The sequence below is a fragment of the Brevibacillus sp. YAE8 genome, from assembly GCF_057543335.1.
In genome coordinates this window covers 1-575 of the sequence record NZ_BAAIYG010000120.1, presented here as the reverse complement: position 1 = coordinate 575, position 575 = coordinate 1, and the positions used below count along the sequence as shown (strand labels likewise).

At 44.7% G+C, this 575-nt stretch carries 1 protein-coding gene; it reads right to left on the bottom strand.

Annotated features, from left to right (window positions below; all coding sequences use genetic code 11):
- The coding region (locus tag AC27IT_RS27920; protein ID WP_487092279.1) for an IS3 family transposase at positions 1-394 on the bottom strand (394 nt) is incomplete at its 3' end.
- Positions 395-575 lie beyond the last annotated feature (181 nt).

The window sequence follows — 575 nt, the reverse complement described above, 5'->3', positions numbered from 1 at the left end:
GAGCAGCATGTTTTCCTTCGCAGGTCAGTCCGAAATGGTAGTCCACGATCGCTCGATCATAGACATCAATGAGACTCATCAGGAAAAAGAAACGCTGTTCTCCTACGATAAATCCGTATTTTACGTCTATCTCCCACAATTGATTCGGAGCGGTAATCTCTCGGTTGTTTGCCAACTTTCGAGGATGTTTCCTTTTCTTTTGTCGTTGTGGTTGCAGGAGTTCTTCTTCTTTCAGCAAGCGGTAAACCTTTTTCTTGTTGATGACCAGTTGGTGGTCTCGCCGTAGGCAGACGGTAAGCTTTCGATATCCATAAGCAGATTCTTCATCGGCAATCAGCTCGGATAGCCATTCTTTGATTTGTTCGTCACTGACAGGTTGTCCGTCTTTTGACAACGAATAACCAGGTATAGGTCTTCCTCCGTGATAAACGCGAGGTTTTTGGGAGGCTTTGATGCTAGACTTTACATTGGACACGGAGAATCGAGAGTGCGACAATAAAAGCGTTCATAATCGAGGTGTCCAACATGACGAAAAAGTACGACAGGGAATTCAAACTTCAAACCGTACGACTCAT